17 protein-coding genes and 3 tRNA genes are annotated in these 16,376 nt (G+C 55.1%); 7 read left to right on the top strand and 13 right to left on the bottom strand.

What is annotated here, in order from left to right; genetic code table 11:
- Nucleotides 1-20 precede the first annotated feature (20 nt).
- From F3J28_RS21795 to F3J28_RS21745, 11 genes are all read right to left on the bottom strand, one after another.
- Nucleotides 21-97 (bottom strand) — tRNA-Arg (locus tag F3J28_RS21795).
- A gap of 66 nt (nt 98-163) precedes the next feature.
- A tRNA-Arg gene (locus F3J28_RS21790) sits at nt 164-240 on the bottom strand.
- 4 nt (nt 241-244) lie between these two features.
- A tRNA-Ser gene (locus F3J28_RS21785) sits at nt 245-337 on the bottom strand.
- Nucleotides 338-641: 304 nt separating this feature from the next.
- Nucleotides 642-827: a carbon storage regulator CsrA gene (gene csrA / locus F3J28_RS21780; RefSeq protein WP_008458257.1), complete on the bottom strand. Its 186-nt coding sequence runs from the start codon at nt 825-827 to the stop codon at nt 642-644.
- Nucleotides 828-1,071: 244 nt separating this feature from the next.
- A complete protein-coding gene (gene alaS / locus F3J28_RS21775) occupies nt 1,072-3,699 on the bottom strand; it encodes an alanine--tRNA ligase (protein ID WP_166879739.1) in 2,628 nt (875 codons plus the stop codon).
- A gap of 139 nt (nt 3,700-3,838) precedes the next feature.
- Nucleotides 3,839-4,354, bottom strand: a complete 516-nt coding sequence (locus F3J28_RS21770; RefSeq protein WP_166879736.1) for a regulatory protein RecX — start codon at nt 4,352-4,354, stop codon at nt 3,839-3,841.
- Nucleotides 4,355-4,430: 76 nt separating this feature from the next.
- Nucleotides 4,431-5,495 (bottom strand): recombinase RecA, encoded by a 1,065-nt coding sequence (gene recA, locus F3J28_RS21765; protein ID WP_008458263.1) that lies wholly within the window; start codon nt 5,493-5,495, stop codon nt 4,431-4,433.
- Between the two features lie 85 nt (nt 5,496-5,580).
- On the bottom strand, nt 5,581-6,090 hold the full coding sequence (gene pncC / locus F3J28_RS21760; RefSeq protein WP_166879733.1) for a nicotinamide-nucleotide amidase: 510 nt from the start codon (nt 6,088-6,090) through the stop codon (nt 5,581-5,583).
- Between the two features lie 131 nt (nt 6,091-6,221).
- Nucleotides 6,222-7,100, bottom strand: coding sequence for a metal ABC transporter substrate-binding protein (locus F3J28_RS21755; protein ID WP_166879730.1), 879 nt, complete (start codon nt 7,098-7,100; stop codon nt 6,222-6,224).
- On the bottom strand, nt 7,097-7,981 hold the full coding sequence (locus F3J28_RS21750; RefSeq protein ID WP_166879728.1) for a metal ABC transporter permease: 885 nt from the start codon (nt 7,979-7,981) through the stop codon (nt 7,097-7,099). Before F3J28_RS21750 ends, F3J28_RS21755 begins: the two co-directional genes overlap by 4 nt.
- Nucleotides 7,978-8,673, bottom strand: a complete 696-nt coding sequence (locus F3J28_RS21745) for a metal ABC transporter ATP-binding protein (RefSeq protein ID WP_166879725.1) — start codon at nt 8,671-8,673, stop codon at nt 7,978-7,980. Before F3J28_RS21745 ends, F3J28_RS21750 begins: the two co-directional genes overlap by 4 nt.
- 401 nt (nt 8,674-9,074) lie before the next feature.
- On the opposite strand from F3J28_RS21745, the gene srlA reads away from it, so the two are divergent.
- The 7 genes from srlA to gutQ all read left to right on the top strand — a co-directional run bounded on the left by srlA (nt 9,075) and on the right by gutQ (nt 13,998).
- A complete protein-coding gene (gene srlA / locus F3J28_RS21740; protein ID WP_166879722.1) occupies nt 9,075-9,623 on the top strand; it encodes a PTS glucitol/sorbitol transporter subunit IIC in 549 nt (182 codons plus the stop codon).
- A 9-nt stretch (nt 9,624-9,632) separates the two neighbouring features.
- Nucleotides 9,633-10,601 carry a PTS glucitol/sorbitol transporter subunit IIB gene (srlE, locus tag F3J28_RS21735; protein ID WP_166879718.1) on the top strand — a complete coding sequence of 323 codons (969 nt, stop codon included), beginning with the start codon at nt 9,633-9,635 and terminating at the stop codon, nt 10,599-10,601.
- An 11-nt stretch (nt 10,602-10,612) separates the two neighbouring features.
- Nucleotides 10,613-10,975 carry a PTS glucitol/sorbitol transporter subunit IIA gene (srlB, locus tag F3J28_RS21730; protein WP_166879715.1) on the top strand — a complete coding sequence of 121 codons (363 nt, stop codon included), beginning with the start codon at nt 10,613-10,615 and terminating at the stop codon, nt 10,973-10,975.
- 29 nt (nt 10,976-11,004) lie between these two features.
- Nucleotides 11,005-11,784, top strand: a complete 780-nt coding sequence (srlD, locus tag F3J28_RS21725) for a sorbitol-6-phosphate dehydrogenase (RefSeq protein ID WP_166879712.1) — start codon at nt 11,005-11,007, stop codon at nt 11,782-11,784.
- A 57-nt stretch (nt 11,785-11,841) separates the two neighbouring features.
- The gene (gene gutM, locus F3J28_RS21720) at nt 11,842-12,201 is read left to right on the top strand and encodes a transcriptional regulator GutM (protein WP_008458281.1); all 360 of its coding nucleotides are present in this window, start codon (nt 11,842-11,844) and stop codon (nt 12,199-12,201) included.
- Between the two features lie 68 nt (nt 12,202-12,269).
- Nucleotides 12,270-13,055, top strand: a complete 786-nt coding sequence (gene srlR, locus F3J28_RS21715) for a glucitol operon DNA-binding transcriptional repressor SrlR (RefSeq protein WP_166879710.1) — start codon at nt 12,270-12,272, stop codon at nt 13,053-13,055.
- On the top strand, nt 13,036-13,998 hold the full coding sequence (gutQ, locus tag F3J28_RS21710; RefSeq protein ID WP_166879707.1) for an arabinose-5-phosphate isomerase GutQ: 963 nt from the start codon (nt 13,036-13,038) through the stop codon (nt 13,996-13,998). Before srlR ends, gutQ begins: the two co-directional genes overlap by 20 nt.
- A gap of 41 nt (nt 13,999-14,039) precedes the next feature.
- Here gutQ and mltB read toward each other — a convergent pair whose 3' ends face one another.
- Nucleotides 14,040-15,116 carry a lytic murein transglycosylase B gene (gene mltB / locus F3J28_RS21705; RefSeq protein ID WP_166879704.1) on the bottom strand — a complete coding sequence of 359 codons (1,077 nt, stop codon included), beginning with the start codon at nt 15,114-15,116 and terminating at the stop codon, nt 14,040-14,042.
- 94 nt (nt 15,117-15,210) lie between these two features.
- Nucleotides 15,211-16,230, bottom strand: coding sequence for a tryptophan--tRNA ligase (trpS, locus tag F3J28_RS21700; protein WP_166879703.1), 1,020 nt, complete (start codon nt 16,228-16,230; stop codon nt 15,211-15,213).
- Between the last annotated feature and the right edge of the window lie 146 nt (nt 16,231-16,376).

Here is a 16,376-nt window from a genome sequence, read left to right as displayed (position 1 = left end):
GCTAATGATGAGGAAGAATATGGTGCATCCGGGAGGATTCGAACCTCCGACCGCTCGGTTCGTAGCCGAGTACTCTATCCAGCTGAGCTACGGATGCATCGGGATTACTGCTTTTACTGCTGACTCAGTACTACCTACACTCTCAGGCAATACCGGAGAAGAATGGTGCATCCGGGAGGATTCGAACCTCCGACCGCTCGGTTCGTAGCCGAGTACTCTATCCAGCTGAGCTACGGATGCAAAATGGCGGTGAGGCGGGGATTCGAACCCCGGATGCAGCTTTTGACCGCATACTCCCTTAGCAGGGGAGCGCCTTCAGCCTCTCGGCCACCTCACCACACGCCTCTTTCGAGTGCTTCAAGTTACTCGTAAGAGCTTCTCGTCGCTGCGTGGCGCACATATTACTTTCTGGGACTTATAAGTCAAACAATTTTTCCCTACTCGCTATCGATTGCACAAATCACGCTCGATTAGCGTAATTTGGAGACAAAAAGAGTGTTTTATCAACAGGCAAACGGCAATAAGCGCGCAGAAACGGCACACAGATAAGCGAAGCAAAAATGGGGTTAACAACAGAGAAAGGGAAAAGCAGGAAGAAGAGAGATGCGCCTCGCTGTAGATTTTAGCGAGGCGCGATATTTTTAGAAATTCGTTTGCTGGGATTTTTCAGCCTGGATACGTTGGTAGATTTCTTCGCGGTGTACAGAGACTTCCTTCGGGGCGTTAACACCGATACGGACCTGGTTGCCTTTTACCCCAAGCACAGTCACGGTCACCTCATCCCCAATCATAAGGGTCTCACCAACTCGACGAGTCAGAATTAACATTCTTTGCTCCTTGAAAGATTAAAAGAGTCGGGTCTCTGTATCCCGGCATTATCCATCATATAACGCGAAATCGTAACGAATGACAAATAGATAAGATGCACTCTGTCATAGCATTACACTCTGTTATATCTAAGTTTAGCCGATATACACAACTTCAACCTGACTTTATCATTATTGATAGTGTGTAAATGGTAGTACGCCATAACTGAGAACAGTTATGGCGTAATTACACTTTTAGTTATTTTCAGAGTTTTGCCGTAACCCAGGCCTCAACGCCGGCCAGTGCGCCCGGCAATGCCGCTGCGTCTGTACCACCCGCCTGAGCCATATCAGGACGACCGCCCCCTTTGCCGCCTACCTGCTGTGCAACCATCCCCACCAGTTCCCCCGCTTTCACGCGGTCGGTCACATCTTTGGAGACACCAGCAATCAGAGACACTTTCCCTTCTGCCACGGTGGCCAGAACAATCACGGCGGAGCCGAGCTGATTTTTCAGGTCATCGACCATGGTGCGCAACATCTTAGGCTCGACGTTGCTCAGCTCGCTTACCAGTAATTTAACGCCTTTTACTTCAACCGCTTTGCTGGAGAGGTTTGCGCTCTCCTGCGAAGCCTGCTGTTCTTTCAACTGCTGCAGCTCTTTTTCCAGCTGGCGGGTACGTTCCAGCACCGAACGGACTTTCTCGTTCAGGTTCTGGCTGTCGCCTTTCAGCAGTTGAGCAATGTCGTGCAGCTGGTCGCTTTGCGCATGGAGATTGGCCAGTGCGCCTTCGCCGGTTACGGCTTCAATACGACGCACCCCAGCCGCCGTACCGGACTCCGCAACAATGCGGAACAGACCGATGTCGCCCGTACGGGAAGCGTGAGTACCGCCACACAGCTCGGTGGAGAAGTCCCCCATGCTCAGAACGCGTACATGGTCGTCATACTTCTCGCCAAACAGCGCCATTGCGCCCTTCGCTTTCGCTGCTTCCAGATCCATAACGTTGGTTTCGACAGGCAGGTTACGGCGAATCTGCGCGTTAACGATATCTTCTACGGCGCGGATTTCAGCCGGCTTCATCGCTTCAAAATGAGAGAAGTCGAAGCGCAGGCCTTTGTCGTTTACCAAGGAGCCTTTCTGAGCAACATGGGTACCAAGTACCTGACGCAGCGCGGCATGCAGAAGGTGCGTTGCGGAGTGGTTCAGACGAATACGAGCGCGACGAGCTTCATCAACTTTCGCTTCCACGCTGTCGCCGACTTTCAGCACGCCGGAAACCAGCTTGCCCAGGTGGCCGATGGCCTGGCCGTATTTCTGAGTATCGCCAACCGCGAAATCAACGCCGTTACCTTTGACGGTACCTTTGTCGCCAACCTGGCCGCCGGACTCACCATAGAATGGCGTCTCGTTCAGCACCACGACAGCATCCTGACCAGCAGTAATCTGGTCAACGGATTTGCCGTCAACGAACAGCGCGGTCACTTTCGCGTTCAGGTCGAGGCTGTCATAGCCTTTAAATTCAGACGCAGAATCCACGCGGATCATACTGTTGTAGTCTGCGCCAAAACCGCTGGACTCGCGCGCGCGACGACGCTGCTCTTCCATTGCGGCTTCAAAGCCGGCTTCGTCAACTTTGATGTTGCGCTCGCGGCACACGTCAGCCGTCAGGTCCACAGGGAAGCCGTAGGTGTCATACAGGCGGAAAGCGGTTTCGCCATCCAGCGTGTCGCCCTTCAGCTTCGCCAGTTCGTCATCCAGCAGTGCGAGACCACGCTCCAACGTGCGGGCAAACTGCTCTTCTTCGGTTTTCAGAACCTGCTCAACCAGCGCCTGCTGTTTGGCCAGTTCTTCGCCTGCGGAACCCATGACTTCGACTAGCGGGCCAACCAGCTTATAGAAGAAGGTGTCTTTCGCACCCAACATGTTGCCGTGGCGAATAGCGCGACGAATGATGCGACGCAGAACGTAACCGCGGTTTTCGTTAGAAGGCGTTACGCCATCCGCGATCAGGAATGCACATGAACGAATGTGGTCCGCAATAACGCGCAGGGATTTATTCGACAGATCGGTCGCGCCGGTCACTTCGGCAACGGACTGAATCAGCTTTTTGAACAGGTCGATATCGTAGTTGGAATTAACGTGCTGCAGAACAGCTGCAATACGCTCCAGCCCCATACCGGTATCTACAGAAGGTTTTGGCAGAGGCAGCATCGTGCCGTCGATCTGACGGTTGAACTGCATGAACACGATGTTCCAGATCTCAATGTAGCGATCGCCATCTTCTTCAGGACTTCCCGGAGGGCCACCCCAGATGTGATCGCCATGATCGTAGAAAATCTCGGTGCAAGGACCGCAAGGGCCAGTGTCACCCATCTGCCAGAAGTTATCGGATGCGAAGGCTGCGCCTTTATTATCGCCAATGCGAATAATGCGCTCCCGCGGCACACCCACTTCCTTTTCCCAGATCTCATAGGCTTCGTCATCGGTTTCGTAGACGGTCACCCACAGGCGTTCTTTCGGCAGCGCAAACCAGTTTTCGCCAGTCAGCAGTTCCCAGGCAAAGTTAATCGCATCGTGTTTGAAATAGTCGCCAAAGCTGAAGTTACCCAGCATCTCGAAGAAGGTATGGTGACGCGCGGTGTAACCGACGTTTTCCAGATCGTTGTGCTTGCCGCCTGCGCGGACGCAACGCTGAGACGTTGTAGCGCGGGAATAGTTACGTTTGTCGAGGCCCAGGAAAACATCCTTGAACTGGTTCATCCCGGCATTGGTAAACAGCAAAGTCGGATCGTTGTTCGGGACCAGGGAGCTGCTCGCTACAACCTGGTGGCCTTTACTATGGAAAAAATCGAGAAACGCCTGACGGATCTCAGCGGTGCTCTTGCTCATAATTATCCTGGAATCAAGCTAACGAAGAGTTGTAAAGCTGCCATGACGGCCGTAACGCAGACGGCTCAGGCCAGCTTACCTGGAAAAAAGTGGGAATAAGATAAGTTTTCTGGCGAGGGAAGTAAAATCCAGTGTGGCCCTAATCAGCAAAATTTCGCCAGATCTCCTGAATGTCTTCCATAAAGAAGCCACGATAGAGAAGAAAACGCTGCACTTTCGCCTTCATCTGCCACTCTGTTGGCAGCGGCGAGCCAAACTTGCGTTCGGCCAGTTCGCGCGCTAGCGGCTGCCAGTCAATTTCACAGGCCATCATCGCGGACTCCCCAATGGCCCGTTCGATGCCCTTTTGCTTCAGTTCTTGCCGAATACGCTGCGGGCCATACCCTTTCCGACTGCGGCTGGCAATAAAACGTGACGCAAACTGCACGTCGTCCAGCCAGCGGTGTTCGTAACACCAGGCAATAACCTTATCAATGTCTTCCTGAGTGACCTCAGGTTCGTCCTCTTTAGCAAATTTTGCCGCAAAGGCAGAAGGCGTTGCCAGCTTACGGCGCAGCTCATATTCGCTGTGGTCACGCATGGCAAGAATACGGGTCGCCTTATCCAGAAGGCGGGCAAAAGGACTGCGGCGGGGAGAAGTGGTGTTGTCGGACATAAGGTCGTGTGGCAAAAGTCGAGTTCAGGAGAGAGATAAAGCACAAAGGGCCGCGTTAGCGGCCCTTTGTCTTGTTTTAGAAGTCTTCGTTAGTTTCGACCGCGTCTTCGTCGTGGTCATCAACCGTGAAGTCCGGCGTGCTGTCCTGGTTATTCAGCAGCATTTCGCGCAGTTTCTTCTCAATTTCTTCCGCCATCGGCTTATTCTCTTTCAGGAAGTTGCTGGCGTTTGCCTTACCCTGACCGATTTTTTCACCGTTATAGCTGTACCATGCACCCGCTTTTTCAATCAGCTTGTGCTTCACGCCCAGGTCAACCAGCTCGCCGTAGAAGTTGATACCTTCGCCGTAGAGGATTTGGAATTCAGCCTGTTTAAATGGCGCGGCAATTTTGTTTTTCACTACCTTCACGCGGGTTTCGCTACCGACGACGTTTTCGCCATCCTTCACTGCACCGATACGACGAATGTCGAGACGGACAGATGCGTAGAATTTCAGCGCGTTACCACCGGTCGTGGTTTCCGGGTTACCGAACATCACGCCAATTTTCATACGGATCTGGTTGATGAAGATCAGCAGCGTGTTGGACTGCTTCAGGTTACCCGCCAGCTTACGCATTGCCTGGCTCATCATACGTGCCGCAAGGCCCATGTGAGAGTCGCCGATTTCACCTTCGATTTCCGCTTTCGGCGTCAGCGCCGCAACGGAGTCAACGATGATGACGTCAACCGCACCTGAACGTGCCAGCGCGTCACAGATTTCCAGCGCCTGCTCACCGGTATCCGGCTGGGAACACAGCAGGTTGTCGATATCAACGCCCAGCTTTTTGGCATAAACCGGATCCAGCGCATGCTCGGCATCGATGAACGCACAGGTTTTACCGCTTCGCTGTGCGGCCGCAATAACCTGCAGGGTCAGCGTTGTTTTACCGGAAGATTCAGGCCCGTAAATTTCTACGATACGGCCCATTGGCAGACCGCCGGCGCCCAGCGCGATATCCAGAGAAAGTGAACCGGTAGAGATCGTTTCCACGTCCATGGAGCGGTCTTCACCCAAGCGCATGATGGAGCCTTTACCAAATTGTTTTTCAATCTGGCCTAGTGCTGCCGCTAACGCCTTCTGTTTGTTTTCGTCGATAGCCATTTCTACTCCTGTCATGCTGAGTGATGCGATAATTCGCAACCCCGCGTTCTCAATACTGTTTCGTTGAGGCAATTATACTGTACAGTCATACAGTATCAAGTTTATTTTTTAGAAAATCGTCCCACAGGCTCTGCAGGGCGAATTCCGTGGCCTGGCGGCGAACGGCATCGCGGGCGCCGTCAAAGCGCTGCACTTTTGCCAGCGTTCTGCCGTGCTTATCCGCAAACCCAAACCACACCGTACCGACCGGTTTTTCTGGCGTGCCGCCATCTGGCCCGGCGATACCGCTGACAGAAACCGCATAATCCGCTTTCGCAGCGGCAAGCGCTCCCTGAGCCATCTCAAGCACCACGCCTTTACTGACGGCGCCATAGGCTTCCAGCGTGGTTTCGTTCACGCCGATCAGCTGATGTTTGGCTTCATTGCTGTAGGTCACAAAGCCCCGCTCAAACCACGCTGAGCTGCCGGCAACGTCAGTAATCACTTTCGCGATCCAGCCGCCGGTACAAGATTCTGCAGTAGTCACCGTGGCCCCAAGCTGCCCAAGGCCATTCCCTACCCGCTGGCTTAGCTCAAACAATGCGCTGTCTGTCATGCTGGCTCCGATTGTAGACATATCATTAGCCAACACGATAGCACTTTACGGGCGTTGCAGGGGATTACATCGGGATACTCGGGAAGGATTCCAGAAATGGAACGGCCAGCGAAAGCTGGCCGGGAGAAAAACTACTTCATGCTGTTGGCGATGGTGTTCACGTTGTGCTTGAACGCCTTTTCGTAGGTACTTGCCGGGCCGCCTGGGCCTGAAAGCGCCTCAGGATAAAGCTCACCGCCGGGCTTAGCGCCGGTCGCGCTGGCAATTTGCTTCACCAGACGTGGGTCGGTCTGATTTTCGATGAAGTAGGTGGAGATATGTTCATCTTTCAACTGTTTAATCAGAGATGCAACGTCGCTGGCGCTGGCCTGAGCTTCAGTGGAAAAGCCCACTGGTGCCAGGAACGTGACGCCGTAAGCCTCGCCAAAGTAGCCAAATGCATCATGGCTGGTCAGTACCTTGCGTTTAGCCTGCGGCACATCCGCAAAGCGTTTTTTCGCCCAGCCGTCTAGCTGCTTCAGGCGAGCTGCATAGCTATCGCCGCTTTTACGGATAGCCGCTGCATCCTGTGGGTCGGCAGCAACCAGCGCCGCAGCGATATTTTCCGCGTAGATTGCCCCGTTTGCCGCGCTGTTCCACGCATGTGGGTCAGTGATTGATTTACCGTCTTCTTCCATGCTGCGGGTGTTAATTCCCTGGGAAGCCACGATAACTTTGCCCTTGTAGCCGGACGCCGTCACCAGGCGATCCATCCACCCTTCCATGCCGAGCCCGCTCACAATCACCACATCCGCATTACGCAACGCGACGCTGTCTTTCGGCGAAGGTTCAAAGCTATGCGGATCGCCATCCGGCCCCACCAGGCTGGTGACTTTGACGTGATCGCCGCCAACCTGCTTAGCCATGTCGGCCAGCACGGTAAAACTTGCCACTACATTCAGCGTTTTCGCTGCAGCCATCTGGCTGGAGAGCGCCAGAGCCAGCGCAATACCAATCCCTAAACGTTTCATTTAACCCCCTTTATGATTGCCAATTTCCTACGCAGCAGGCTCCCTGCAAGCACGCTGCGCGGTCCGAAAAGTATTGAGATAAAGAATGCGACGCTCGCGGTAAGCACAATGGCCGGCCCGGCGGGTAACGAGGCGTAGAAAGACCACACCAGCCCTAACCAGGCACAAATCAGGCCACACACCACGGCAAGAGCGATCGAGCCTGGCAATGTCTTAGCCCAGCAGCGCGCGGCAATGGCGGGGAGCATCATCAGGCCAACGGACATTAATGTGCCGAGGATTTGGAAACCGGCAACCAGGTTAAGCACCAGCAGCGCCAAAAACGTGCCATGTATCAGCGACGGCAGCAGCCGGTTGTTCACCTGTAAAAAGCTGCGGTCAAACGACTCCAGCACCAGGCCGCGATAAAGCAGCGCCAGCGCAATCAGCGTCACGCTAGCAATGAGACCCACAAACTTAATAGCCTCACCATCCACGGCGAGAATTGAGCCAAATAGCAGGTGCAGCAGGTCAACGCTTGAACCGCGCAAAGATATCAACGTCACGCCGAGCGCCAGCGAACCAAGGTAGAATCCGGCAAAGCTGGCATCTTCTTTTAACGGCGTCCGGGCGCTAACCCAGCCAGAAAGTAAAGCCACCAGCACGCCAGCGACAAACCCACCAATGCCCATTGCCACCAGAGACATACCGGTAACCAGATAGCCCACGGCAACGCCGGGTAAAATGGCATGAGAAAGCGCGTCACCCACCAGACTCATACGACGAAGCAGAAGAAAAATGCCGAGCGGAACGGTACTAAGAGAAAGCGACAGGCAGGCCACCAGCGCGCGGCGCATAAAGCCGTAAGCCACAAACGGCTCAATAAAAAGGTGATAAATCATGCAGTTTGTACCAGGCGTGGGCGAAAGGAAGCATATTGCGCTAAGGCTTCGTCGGCATTACCCCACTGGTAACCCTCCGGGGTGAGCAACAAGACTTCAGGAAAATGCCGGCGTACCAGCTCGTTGTTATGCAGCACGCTGATAAGCGTCTTGCCATCCCGGTGCATCTGGCACATCAGTTCCATTAAAAATTCACTGGTCTGCGCATCCACGCCGGTGAACGGCTCATCGAGCAGGACCAGCGGTGCGTCCTGAACCAGCAGGCGAGCAAACAGCATGCGTTGAAACTGTCCCCCTGAGAGCACATCAATCGGCCGCAGGTAATGGTCACTTAATCCCACGCGCTCAATCGCTTCCGTCACGCGTTCACGGTGCTGGCGACGAAGGCCGGAAAACAGCCCGCGTCCCGGCCAGCTCCCCATACAAACCACGTCATAAACCGTGGCGGGAAATTGCCGATCCATCTCCCCTAACTGCGGCAGCCAGGCAATGCGCGGGCGCATATTGTCCTGAAACTTTACGCTGCCGGAAATGGGAGGCAGTAGCCCGGCCAGGGTTTTTAACAACGTCGATTTACCGCAGCCGTTCGCCCCAATCACCGCCGTCATGCTGCCGCGCTGAAACTGGCCGCTGAGGGCCGACACAACCACGTTGCCGTAGTAGCCCAGCTCGAGATTCTGCAGTTCGATCATGGCAGGATAACCGCCCAATGAATGGCGCCCCACAGGCCGAGGATCAGCAGCGCGACAAGGGCCGCGCGAAATAGCCCGGAAAGGCTAAACAGTGAAGAGGGAGCTGCAACAGACATACCGGCACCAATATTGTTTCGTTATAACATAACATAATCTACCCAATAGTCCTTGTAAATTCCTGTTTTATACCTCGGCATAAACGAACCCTCAATCAAGCCCCCTTTTCCCTTCCGTTAATCAGAACGTCATTTTTTCACCTCTTTCACCACCCAATAATCTTTCAAACTGACAGATTTATGTTTCACAATGAGATCTAAATAACATATTTACGCATTTCAAAATGATTAATATGAGCCACCACCGGGAACAACGGTGAGCAGATAACCCTACAGGAGACAGAAATGATCGACATGATTACCCACGGGGCGGAGTGGTTTATTGGCCTGTTTCAGAAAGGCGGAGAGGTCTTTACCGGTATGGTGACCGGCATTCTCCCTCTGCTGATCAGCCTACTGGTGATAATGAACGCGCTGATTAACTTTATCGGCCAGCACCGCATTGAACGAATGGCGCAGCGCTGCGCCGGCAACCCCGTTTCGCGTTACCTCTTGCTGCCCTGCATCGGCACCTTCGTGTTCTGCAATCCGATGACGCTCAGCCTTGGCCGGTTTATGCCGGAGAAGTACAAGCCGAGCTATTACGCCGCCGCATCGTATAGCTGCCATTCCATGAACGGCCTGTTCCCCCACATCAATCCTGGCGAGCTGTTTGTTTATCTGGGGATTGCCAGCGGGTTAACGACGCTGGGCCTGCCGCTAGCCCCGCTTGCAGTGAGCTATTTGCTGGTTGGGCTGGTCACCAACTTCTTCCGCGGCTGGGTAACCGATCTCACCACCTCGATTTTCGAGAAAAAAATGGGCATTGAGCTGGAACGCCAGGTCCGTCTCTAAGGAAAAATCATGACTCAAAGCATTCGTATTGAAAAAGGCCAGGGTGGATGGGGCGGGCCGCTGATCGTCCCGGTCGATTCGAGCAAAAAGATCGTTTACATCACGGCGGGTACGCGCCCGGCAATCGTCGATAAGCTGAGTGAAATGACCGGCTGCCAGGCAGTAGACGGTTTTAAAGACGGCGAGCCGCCGGAGGCAGAAATTGCGCTGGCAATCATAGACTGCGGGGGCACGCTGCGCTGCGGGCTCTACCCCAAACGCCGCATCCCGACCATCAATATCCACGCCACCGGCAAATCAGGCCCCCTGGCGCAGTACATCGTTGAAGATATTTACGTATCAGGCGTCCGGGAAGAAAACATTAGCTGGGCCAGCGATGAACCGCAGGTCGAGCGCAAACCTGCGCCAGTCAGGGACTACGACACCAGCAAAAAAATCACCGAACAAAGCGACGGCCTGCTGGCCAAAGTCGGTATGGGAATGGGTTCAGCCGTCGCCGTGCTGTTTCAGGCGGGGCGCGACACTATCGACACGGTTCTGAAAACGATTCTGCCTTTTATGGCCTTCGTGTCGGCGCTGATTGGCATCATTATGGCGTCCGGCTTAGGGGACTGGATTGCCCACGGCCTGGCCCCGCTGGCCAATAACCCTCTCGGTCTGATTACGCTCGCGCTGATTTGTTCTTTCCCCCTGCTCTCACCTTTCCTTGGCCCTGGGGCGGTGATTGCGCAGGTCATCGGGGTGCTGATTGGGGTGCAGATTGGCCTCGGACATATCCCTCCTCACCTGGCGCTGCCCGCGCTGTTCGCCATTAACGCCCAGGCCGCCTGCGATTTTATTCCTGTTGGCTTGTCTCTGGCGGAAGCGCGCCAGGAAACGGTGCGCGTCGGCGTGCCTTCTGTGCTGGTCGGGCGCTTTTTAACGGGCGCCCCCACCGTGCTAATTGCCTGGCTGGTGTCCGGCTTCATCTACCAATAAAGGAAAGCCCCATGCAAACCATTTACCAGACCACCATCGTCCAGATTGGAGAGTGCGCGCGCGAGGCGCTGGCAGACAACATGCTTATTACCTTTCGGGAAGGCGCCCCGGCGGATATTCAGGATTACTGCTTTATCCACTGCCACGGCGAGCTGACCGGCCAGCTAAAGCCAGGTATCCACTTTGAACTCAATGGCCAGCATTACGCCGTTACCGCCGTCGGCGACGTGGCCCAGCAAAACTTGCAGGAGCTCGGGCACATCACCCTGCGCTTCGATGGTGAAGCACGGGCGGAATACCCCGGCACCGTACACGTCGCTGGCCCACTGCCTCAGGACATTGAACCCGGCTGCCAGCTGAAGTTCGTTGCATAAACATTGTCATTTAATCAAAGGAGTAAAACATGAATCAGGTTGCCGTTGTCATCGGTGGAGGGCAAACGCTCGGGGCGTTTCTCTGCCATGGGCTGGCCCAGGAAGGCTACAAAGTTGCCGTGGTGGATATTCAAAGTGAGAAAGCGGCCCGCGTCGCGCAGGAAATTAACGACCAGTACGGGCCGGGTTCTGCCTGGGGATTTGGCTCGGACGCCACCAGCGAGCAAAGCGTTACCGCGCTGGCTCACGGCGTGGACGAGATTTTCGGCCAGGTCGATCTGCTGGTTTACAGTGCGGGCATCGCCAAAGCGGCGTTTATTGGTGATTTCGCTCTGGGGGATTTTGACCGTTCGCTGCAGGTAAACCTTGTGGGGTACTTCCTGTGCGCCAGGGAGTTCTCCCGCCTGATGATTCGCGACGGGATTAAAGGCCGCATCATCCAGATTAACTCAAAGTCCGGCAAGGTCGGCAGCAAGCACAACTCCGGCTACAGCGCGGCGAAATTTGGTGGCGTGGGGCTGACGCAGTCTCTCGCCCTCGATCTGGCGGAATACGGCATCACGGTGCATGCGCTCATGCTGGGCAACCTGCTCAAGTCGCCAATGTTCCAGTCTCTGCTGCCGCAGTATGCGGAAAAACTCGGCATTGCTGCTGACGAAGTAGAGCAATACTACATCGACAAAGTCCCCTTAAAACGCGGCTGTGACTATCAGGATGTGCTTAACACGCTCCTGTTTTACGCCAGCGATAAAGCCTCTTACTGTACCGGACAGTCGATCAACGTCACCGGCGGGCAGGTTATGTTTTAACTCTTGGGTCACCGGTTGCCTCTGGCCCTCAGCCAGAGGCTGCCTAAAGGAGGATGCATGATGAATGCACTGATCGCCCTGGCGGCGATCGCCTGGCTAAGCCAGCTACTGCTCGGCGGCTGGCAAATTCGCCGTTTTAATCGGGCCTTTGACCGGCTCTGTCAGCAGGGTGCCGTTGGCGTAGGCCGTTCATCCGGGCGTTTTCGGCCCAGAGTGGTCATTGCCCTCGCCTTTGATGAGCGGCAAAACGTCCGCGACAGCCTGATAATGAAAGGCCTGACGGTTTTTGCCCTCCCACAGCCAGTAATGCAGTTACACGGCATGAATCGGCAGGAATTGCAGCCCGATGTGATCTTTCCCCATGATCGTGATTGTCAGAATGCTCTATCATTAGCGCTTAAACTGAAACAGGGTTAATTTCGTTTCGAATGCTTATTGCTTGCGAAATTACCGAATCGAAATTTATTGCAAGGTAATAAGAGCCTATGAAACCACGTCAGCGGCAGGCGGCGATCCTGGAACATCTGCAAAAGCAGGGAAAATGCTCGGTGGAAGATCTCGCCCAGCATTTTCAAACCACCGGCACCACGATCCGTAAAGATTTGGTGCTGCTTGAAACGGCTGGCACCGTGATTCGCACCTATGGCGGCGTAGTGCTCAGTAAAGACGAACCCGATCCGCCCATTGACCACAAAACGCTGATCAATACCCAGCAAAAACAGCAAATTGCCGAGGCGGCGGTCAAGTACATCCATGATGGCGATTCCATCATTCTGGATGCGGGCAGCACCGTTTTGCAGCTGGTCCCGCTGCTCCAGCACTTCAATAACATTACGGTGATGACCAACAGCCTGCATATCGTCAACGCGCTGTCTGAGCTGGACAACGAACAAACCATCCTGATGCCGGGCGGCACCTTCCGTAAGAAATCAGCCTCGTTTCATGGCCAACTGGCGGAAAACGCCTTCGAACACTTCAGCTTTGACAGGCTCTTTATGGGCACCGATGGCATCGATCTCACCGCCGGGGTCACAACCTACAACGAGGTTTATACCGTCAGCAAAGCGATGTGCAACGCGGCGCGCGAAGTGATCCTGATGGCCGACTCCTCAAAATTTGGCCGTAAAAGCCCGAATATTGTCTGCGGGCTGGAGAGAGTGGATACGATCATCACCGACGGCGGCATTAGCCACGAATTCCTCACCGCGCTGCGTGAAAAAGGCGTGAAAGTGATTGTTACCGGAGAAGAAGATGCATCAGCGAATGATTGACGCCGCACGAGAAACCCTGCTGCTGGAATTACAGGAAGCGAGCCGCCTGCCGGACAGACTTGGCGAAGATTTTGTCGCCGCCGCCAACGCCGTGCTCACCTGTCAGGGGAAAGTGATTGTTTCCGGCATGGGCAAGTCCGGGCATATCGGGAAGAAAATTGCCGCCACCTTTGCCAGCACCGGCACGCCCGCCTTCTTCGTTCACCCCGCCGAAGCGTTACACGGCGATTTGGGGATGATCGAAAGCCGCGACATCCTGCTGTTTATCTCCTATTCCGGCCATGCGAAAGAGCTGGATTTAATTATTCCTCGCCTGAAGGAAAAGGCCGTTAAGCTGATTGCGATTACCGGCAAAGCTGAGTCGCCGCTGGCGAAAGCGGCCTTTGCCACCGTAGATATTTCGGTAGAGCGTGAAGCCTGCCCGATGCGCCTTGCGCCGACCTCCAGCGCGGTTAATACATTAATGATGGGCGATGCACTGGCCATGGCCGTCATGCAGGAGCGCGGCTTTAACGAAGAGGACTTTGCGCGTTCACACCCTGCCGGTGCGTTAGGCGCCCGTTTGTTAAACCGGGTTCATCACCTGATGCGCACCAGCGAACAGCTCCCGCAAGTGGCGGACAGCGCCTCCGTCATGGATGCCATGCTGGAGCTAAGCCGCACAGGCCTGGGGCTGGTTGCCGTCTGCGACAAAACGCAGCAAGTTGCCGGCGTCTTTACCGATGGGGACCTGCGCCGCTGGCTGGTGGGCGGTGGTAAGCTGGAAGCCGGGATCAAAGATGCCATGACGAAGAATGGCATAGTGCTGAATGCCGAAGCCCGGGCGATAGATGCCAAAGAGATGCTGATGAAAAAACGCATTAGCGCGGCGCCGGTCGTGGATGAAAACGGCAGGCTGCTGGGGGCAATTAACCTGCATGATTTTCATCAGGCAGGTATTTGAGAACCGCCTTTATCGCCCCCAAACGGGGGCGATAAAACGTATTACTGAACGCGAGCCAGCGCGACGGCCTGCCCTAATTGCCATACCGCCATCGCGTAGTGGGTGCTGTGGTTGTAGCGGGTAATGGCGTAGAAGTTTGGCAGCCCGTACCAGTACTGATAACGGTCGCCCATATCCAGGCGCAGCAGGCTCACTTCCTGATGGTTGCCCAAAGCGCCCTGCGGGCTCAGGCCGGACTGGCCCAGCGCCGCCACGGAGTATTTGGTGTTGAAGCCGTTAGCCAGCCCCGGTACCTGCCCATTGGCCGGGACGGCAACCATGTCGCCCTTCTCCCAGCCGTGCGCTTTGAAATAGTTCGCCACGCTGCCGATGGCATCTTCCGGATCCCACAGGTTCACGTGCCCGTCGCCGTTGAAGTCCACCGCGTACTCTTTGAATGAGGAAGGCATGAACTGTCCGTAACCCATTGCTCCGGCGAAGGAACCTTTCAGCGCCAGCGGATCGTCCCCTTCATTACGCGCCATCAGCAGGAAGGTTTCCAGTTCGCCCGCAAAGTATTGCGCGCGGCGCGGATAGGCAAAGGCAAGCGTCGCGAGAGCATCCACAATGCGCGTTTTACCCATCACGCGACCCCAGCGGGTTTCAACCCCGATGATCCCGACGATAATTTCCGGCGGCACGCCATAAACCTGATAGGCGCGGTTCAGGGCCGATTCATACTGGTTCCAGAACTTAACGCCGTTCTGTACGTTATCCGGCGTGATGAATTTAGCGCGATAGCGTAGCCACGCCCCGTTCGGCCCGGCTGGCGGCGCGGTCGTCGGTGCCTGCTGATCCATCAGGCGCAGCACGTAATCCAGACGTTTGGCCTGGGACAACACTTCATGCAGCTGGCGACGGTCGAAGCCATGCTCATTCACCATTTTGTCGATGAATTTTTCTGCTTCCGGGTTGTAAGCAAAGTCACCGGTTTGCATAAAGACATCGTGCTGTGGCTGGAGCAGGAAACCGCCAGACGGCGTGCCGCTGGTCGTCTGCTGTTCGGCGGTTTTCGGCTTACTGCTACAGGCAGAGAGTAAAACCAGCATAGGAAGAAGTGCTGCGACTGAATAACGCATCTGATGGGCTGTCCCTGTGAATGTTCGCGAAAGTTTCGCAATAATGGTAATCCATAATCACTCATCTGAGTATGCCTCGCGCGCCCTTCTGCCGTTAAAATAGCACCGGCAGCCCCAGCGCACGTTTCACTTCGTCCGCCGTTTGCTGCGTCAGCGCTCGCGCTTTCTCACTCCCGGCTTTCAGCACCTCTTGCAAATAAGGCTTATCTTCGATAAAGCGATTTCGCCGCTCTCTGATCGGCGCCAGCAGGTTTTGCAGACAGGTTTCCAGCTCGTTTTTACACTGCCGATCCCCCAGCCCACCGCGCTGGTAATGCTCTTTCATCGCCTCAACTTTCTCTTTGTCTTCATGGAAAGCATCCAGCCAGGTAAATACCACATTGCCTTCAATTTTTCCCGGATCGTTGACGCGCAGATGATCCGGGTCGGTAAACATGGCGCTCACGGCCTGATGAATCTGCTGTTCGCTGGCGGAAAGGGTGAGCGTATTGCCCAGGGATTTTGACATCTTAGCGTTACCGTCAATGCCCGGCAGACGGCTGACCGGGCTGAGCAACGCTTTGCAGGGAGTTAATATCGGCGTCGGCGTCAGGCTATTCATTTTGTGCACAATTTCATTGGCCTGTTCGATCATCGGCAGCTGATCGTCCCCCACCGGCACCAGGCTGGCTTTAAATGCGGTAATATCCGCGGCCTGGCTTATCGGATAGACAAGAAAACCAGAAGGCAAAGAGCGAGCAAACCCCTTCTGGGCTATCTCGCTTTTTACCGTCGGGTTTCTTTCCAGCCGGGCGACGGTCACGATGTTCATATACAACATGGTGAGTTCGGCCAGCGCTGGCAGAGAGGATTGCAGGCAGATTGTGGTTTTCTGCGGATCAATGCCAACCGCCAGGTAGTCCGCCATCACCTGCAGAATGTTTTCGGCGACTTTCTCCGGGCGGCTGCCGTTGTCGGTTAGTCCCTGAAGGTCGGCGACCAAAATGTGCTGCTGGTGCTCACCCTGAAGCTGAACGCGTTTACGCAGTGAGCCGACGTAGTGCCCAAGGTGAAGCTGGCCGGTTGGACGGTCGCCGGTAAGAATGGTTTGCTGTAAAGCGTGTGAACTGCTCATAACTGCCTCCTGGGGCTGATAAATCTTGCCGGAGGGCGAACAGTTAAAACGAAATAGCCGCCTTCCGGCGGCTATTAGAAAAGGGTGAACGAATTCCTGCCGCCTCTAAAGAGACAGCCACCAGCGGCTAACGATAAGTGCGGTGT

Origin of the sequence: Enterobacter sp. Ap-1006, assembly GCF_011752835.1 — a bacterium.
In the GTDB taxonomy this organism is placed as follows: domain Bacteria; phylum Pseudomonadota; class Gammaproteobacteria; order Enterobacterales; family Enterobacteriaceae; genus Cedecea.
Note: the sequence above shows the minus strand (reverse complement) of the source record. Positions and strands in the feature narration are given on the sequence as shown.